This window comes from Bacteroides sp. AF39-11AC (assembly GCF_003474285.1).
Lineage (GTDB): Bacteria > Bacteroidota > Bacteroidia > Bacteroidales > Bacteroidaceae > Bacteroides.
The window spans coordinates 1-5,054 of the sequence record NZ_QROH01000023.1; the positions used below are offsets into that span (position 1 = coordinate 1).

The window sequence follows — 5,054 nt, forward strand, 5'->3', positions numbered from 1 at the left end:
TTGATGGGCATCTTCATCAGTTTGATGAGGAAGTCTGATATGAGGGCAATGTTGATGCGAGTACCCAGATGTAGCAATATCCATCCCCGTATGAACTCTACGGCACTGCTGCTGAAAGACAGCATTAACTGGGCAATCAGTACCAGATAGATAAAACCAAGATTCTGGTTGTTGATACCGAAGTCTACTACCGATTGTGTGAGGAAAGGTAACATGAGCTGTATCATGCTGCCCAGTAGTAAACCTAAGAATAACTGCCCTACCAAGTTCCGGTACGGACGGAGATACGAATACAAGAATCCAAATCCTCTGCGGTTCACTTTGTCCTCCTCGTCTTCCATCTCGTAAAAATTCGGAGAGGGTTCCAGTAACAACGCAACCCCTGTATCTTCTCCGTCCTTCCGCGAACTTAACCAGCAATTGCAAAATTCTTCTTTGGTATATTTCAGCTTTCCCGCGCCGGGGTCGGCTACCCAAACATGCTTGTCGGTGAGTTTATATGCTACGATAAAGTGTTGTTGGTTCCAGTGTATGATGCAGGGAAGGAGGGCTTCCTTTAATTTCTCATAACCTACTTGTACGCAAATGCTGCGAAAACCTATCTTTTCTGCAGCTTCGCTGATGCCAAGCATGGAAACTCCTTCACGGGTGATGAATGACTTTTCCCTTAATCCTTCCAATGAATAATGCCTGCCATAGAAAGCGGCTACCATGCGGAGGCAGGTAGGACCACAATCCATGGCATCGTACTGGATGAAGTGGGGAAATTTATAGTTCATTTATAATACAGTCTAATTCCTCTTTCAATTTAGGATAATTGCTGGGACGTGATAAATTCTTGTGCAAGATTTTGCCCGTTGGGCTGATTAGTATATATCGTGGAATTTCATAAACATCCGTACCGTATACTTGTTCTTGAATATTCTCCCGTAACTCGGAGGAAGCTCGCAAATGGAATCCACCTAATTTATATTGTTTGATGCAGTTGCGCCAAGCTTTCTCTTGTTTTTCTTGATCAAGAGATATGTATATAATTGCTATGTCTTTATATGTATTCAGCAGTGTGTCTACTTGCTCCCTATAATTGAATTCTCCTCTGCACGGCATGCACCAGCTTGCCCATAAATCCAAATATAAAAACTTCCCTTTTAGTTCCTGCACATCTTTTAGCTGAGTTAAAGAAGTAATGTTTTCTTTAATAAAGTATTGATTGGCAACCGGACTATTTAAGGAATCGTTCTCTTCTTTTATTTGTTCATTTATAATGGCTGTATATTCACTGTTCGGGAATTCATCATTAAAGAACTTTTTCAACTTGTTCAAGTTCATTTCTCCGGTATCATACTTTAATTGTACCATGCATGCATGTCCCAATAAAGCTGGTTGCATTTCTTTGGGAGCAAACAAGTATTTTTTGTATGGGCCAAATATCTCTGGATCATATTCTTCGGGACATCCTTTATCTCCGTAATAATGACTGAAATATTTCCATACATATATATTCGAAGGATATCTCATTAATTCGAATGAGATGGGATACTCATTATAAATGCTGTCAATTAATTGGTTTATTGCAATACTGTCTTTATGCGATATGGGATTATTTTGGGAGTAGGCTATTGATGGGGTGAGACATAAGAGAGCTGCAATATCTGAATAGAAATACATATATATTTCTTTTTTTAGAATGTTAGCGAATTTAATTGTGGTGTTTGTTTTGAAAGGTAATTCTTCGGCAAATTTGATACAGGTGGAAATTCCCCTTCTCTCATCTGCCGTGGGGATAACTGTGCATAGCTCTCTTTTATTTTCAATATACTCAGTGAATACATCTTGCATTTTTTTATATTCTTCCCAGTCAGGATTCTTCTTGAAATTGTTATATAAGTATTGCTGTCCATTATGATTGGTTCCTTGAAAAATAAGGTCTTCTGTAGTTAGGTGTATTTCTACAGAATCATTGGGAAACAATAGTACGTCACAATATCTTTGATATTGTGGAAATAGGCAGTATATAAACATATAAGATGAAACTTCCGTCTCATACGTTACATATTGTCTATCTGTAATTAGTAACTTTTTTGTTAGTACTTTTTCGTTGTATCCACCGTCTATAGGTTCATAGATGAAAACTTCACAATCTTTGTCTGATGTGAAAGTTATAGTGGACTTTTGAGCAAATGCACCTGTAGTTGATACAAGTAAAAGCAAAATGTAATAGAATATTTTCATTTTTTATAGAAGTAGAATGATTCAGAGATTGCATGAACTTTAGTATTTAATTCCTGCAACCTCTGAATATATTTATCAAACTATATAATAATCCACAACTGCTCGCTAAGTGATTAACGTTATGCAGATGAAATTATATATATCTTGCTGAAATTCAATGTGCTTATAACGCAGCTTAAATCTAAACCACTATGAGTGTATTGAATTTCATGTGCGTTTCCTTCTAAATTTGCTGGCATAGCTTATTTTAAAGGAGCAGAGAGAACAATCCTGTGTTGTCTGCAAATCTAAGTGCAGATTATATCCAACCTGAAGTTGAAAACAATCACCGGTATTGTTAAAAGAACGTTTGGAAACATTAGCGGAATCAATCACTACGTTAACACGTTCGAAATTGTTTAGACTATTTTACTGGGGTACACGCCCAGCCATTAAGTCCACACAGACGTCCGGCAGTCTTTTCTAATTCCTCATACGTTGTGCCTTCAACGTAGAAGATTGATGTACTACTTCCACCGCAATGGCATGCTTGGGTTTGACCACCTTTTAGCTCGTTCATCTTGTTTTTGGGCAATTGAAACTTTAAGAAATCTTCTTTCATAAATTTGAAAATTTAATTGGTTGATAAAAGAGATACTTAATAGAAATTATATAGAATGAGAACTTTGGATCTTGGAAATCTGACCTTCTGTTTCTTATTCTGTATAAATTCTGATTTAAAAACCAGGGACACATTCAACGCTGTTGTCTCCACACCATTGCATGGCTTCACCTACTGCTCCTGCAACAGTGTCTTGAGCTACAACGAAAATCTCAGTGCTGTTTGAGCATTTACATGCATAGACTGCACCACCCTTTAGCTCGTTCATCTTGTCTTTTGACAATTGAAACTTTAGGAATTCTTTGTGCATACTAATAGTCTTTTTAGTAAGATAACTTGAGTAATATTTTTTTAACCGTTACTCTTTTCGGCTATTGTGTCTCGAGAACAATATCTTTATGTCAATACATACTTTAGATTTTCTATCTGATATATATATGGTAAATAGTGTCTGTTTATGATAGTAGCAGGTGTTTCATTGATTTGCTGCTGCAAGCAATACAATTGTTGCTGTTTCCATATATCTTGCGTCTCATCCGTAATATTGGGGATATCTTCTATATGATGTGTACTAAACCATTCAGACAATGCTTTCATAGCCTTTTCCCAACCTTCTGTAAGATAGATTTTGATGATTGTTAGTGCAACCTGTTTGCCTATATTATCACCGGGAAAAGTTAATAGCACTAAACAAGTAGGTTGTTCATTGGCTATTTTTTGAATTTGTGAATGCGTTTTTGCGCAATTCTTGCAATTGGGATTAGTAACAAGTAGTAATTGATTTTCACCCGTTATGTTGTTATGTAGAGCTATGTTAGGTTGAGGAAGTTCTTTAATCTGTGGTTTTAAGGTCAGGAGAGCTTGAAAAGCTTCCGGGTTAAGTAAGTTTGCAAGGTGATCTTTAAGCTGTTTCCTTTCTTCATTATATGTTAGTAATTTCTTTAGTTGTGTCTGGATTACTAAATAAATACAACTTATAGCAATAATGAGAAGAATCGCTTGGGTTGAAATTACTTTATTAGAATAGGCTTTTAGTAAATATAAGGTAATGCAATTACCCCATACTATTAGATTGATAATCATGCAAAGCATACATCCTTTGCGAATTATAAAGAGTTGATAGATGATGGAGTAAATAGTGAATCCTATTGCAATAATGCTGCATAATGCACTGATATAAAAGAAATCGTACGGACGTAAGAAGCAGAATAGCAATAAAGTGCTGAAATAGAACAATGACAATTCACCTAATCCCACACCGATAATACGTGATCCTTTAGAGTGAAGCACTTCATTACAATCTATTACTTTACCAATGTGGCAAAAACTATGTAGGAACTGATAGTTGATGGTTTCTTTATAAAGAATAGCAGCAGAAACAAGAATCCCTGCGCATAGTGTCAGCAAGTAGAGAGTCATTCCTGATGAGTAGTTCCTGCTCGCATGATATAATATAAGGAATATAGTAACTATGCCTGCTAGCAAAAGTTGATATTGTCTAATCCACTCTCCTACATTCTTTAATCGGTAATTTTTTTCTTGAATAGTTTTCTCTGTAATCTCGCCGGCTAAGACTCCACCCGTCCATTTCTGCAAGAATTGCTGTTTGCCTACTTTTATATGCCGGGTGTGGGGCGTAGTGATGATAACATGCCCTTTCTCCATCTTTTCTACCAGACAAAAGGGTGAATCATTGTCATTGGTTACAGCAATAAACGGACTTTCTAATTTGTCGAAATATTCTGTAGGAAGTTGATATACCGCATTGTTGATGTGGAGTGTATCCAGTGCATCGCTGATACCCCGCATACTGTTACCCAACGGATTGTCAAGCAAGCGGTGTACAGTCATCTTACTCACTTTTACATGCAAAACACGTAAAAAGTGATAAAGTATTCTACTGGTATTATCAACTTCCAACATGATATTTCTCTTTTAATACTTAAAGTGTAAATTCACCTTCTAAAGAAATCTCATCCGAAATAATTTCGATATAGTATGTACCTGAAGCTTGCATATTTAGGTTAATAGAGACTTCTGCCGGATTCATGTATTCTTGCGAATAAATAGTTTCACCGGTAGATTCTTTAAGAACCCTGATAGTAACTGTCGGTATCATCTCTTCAAAAGATATGGATATTACTTTATTATATAGGTATGCATGTGCGGGTTGTATAATAATGCTGCGCGTTTTAGGAGCAGTTTCTGGATCTACATTATT

At 36.4% G+C, this 5,054-nt stretch carries 6 protein-coding genes; all 6 read right to left on the reverse strand.

Features of this window, described 5'->3' with window-relative positions; translation table 11 throughout:
* On the reverse strand, positions 1-779 hold a 779-nt coding region (locus tag DW036_RS25160), incomplete at its 3' end, for a cysteine peptidase family C39 domain-containing protein (protein ID WP_233560545.1).
* Positions 769-2,232: a TlpA disulfide reductase family protein gene (locus tag DW036_RS25165; RefSeq protein WP_118466717.1), complete on the reverse strand. Its 1,464-nt coding sequence runs from the start codon at positions 2,230-2,232 to the stop codon at positions 769-771. The genes DW036_RS25160 and DW036_RS25165, both read right to left, overlap by 11 nt.
* A 403-nt stretch (positions 2,233-2,635) precedes the next feature.
* Entirely contained in the window at positions 2,636-2,791 is a 156-nt protein-coding gene (locus DW036_RS25695) for a hypothetical protein (RefSeq protein ID WP_158585994.1), read from the reverse strand.
* Between the two features lie 157 nt (positions 2,792-2,948).
* Entirely contained in the window at positions 2,949-3,101 is a 153-nt protein-coding gene (locus tag DW036_RS25700; protein WP_158585995.1) for a hypothetical protein, read from the reverse strand.
* Positions 3,102-3,229: 128 nt separating this feature from the next.
* Entirely contained in the window at positions 3,230-4,756 is a 1,527-nt protein-coding gene (locus DW036_RS25180; protein WP_118466723.1) for a cysteine peptidase family C39 domain-containing protein, read from the reverse strand.
* A 19-nt stretch (positions 4,757-4,775) separates the two neighbouring features.
* Positions 4,776-5,054, reverse strand: a 279-nt coding sequence (locus DW036_RS25185) for a DUF3244 domain-containing protein (protein ID WP_118466725.1), incomplete at its 5' end; no start/stop codon positions are given.

Coding starts and splice junctions, on each gene's coding strand:
- DW036_RS25700 (WP_158585995.1), bottom strand. CDS start 3,101: ATGAACGAGCTAAAGGGTGGTGCAGTCTATGCATGTAAATGCTCAAAC.
- DW036_RS25180 (WP_118466723.1), bottom strand. CDS start 4,756: ATGTTGGAAGTTGATAATACCAGTAGAATACTTTATCACTTTTTACGT.
- DW036_RS25695 (WP_158585994.1), bottom strand. CDS start 2,791: ATGAACGAGCTAAAAGGTGGTCAAACCCAAGCATGCCATTGCGGTGGA.
- DW036_RS25165 (WP_118466717.1), bottom strand. CDS start 2,232: ATGAAAATATTCTATTACATTTTGCTTTTACTTGTATCAACTACAGGT.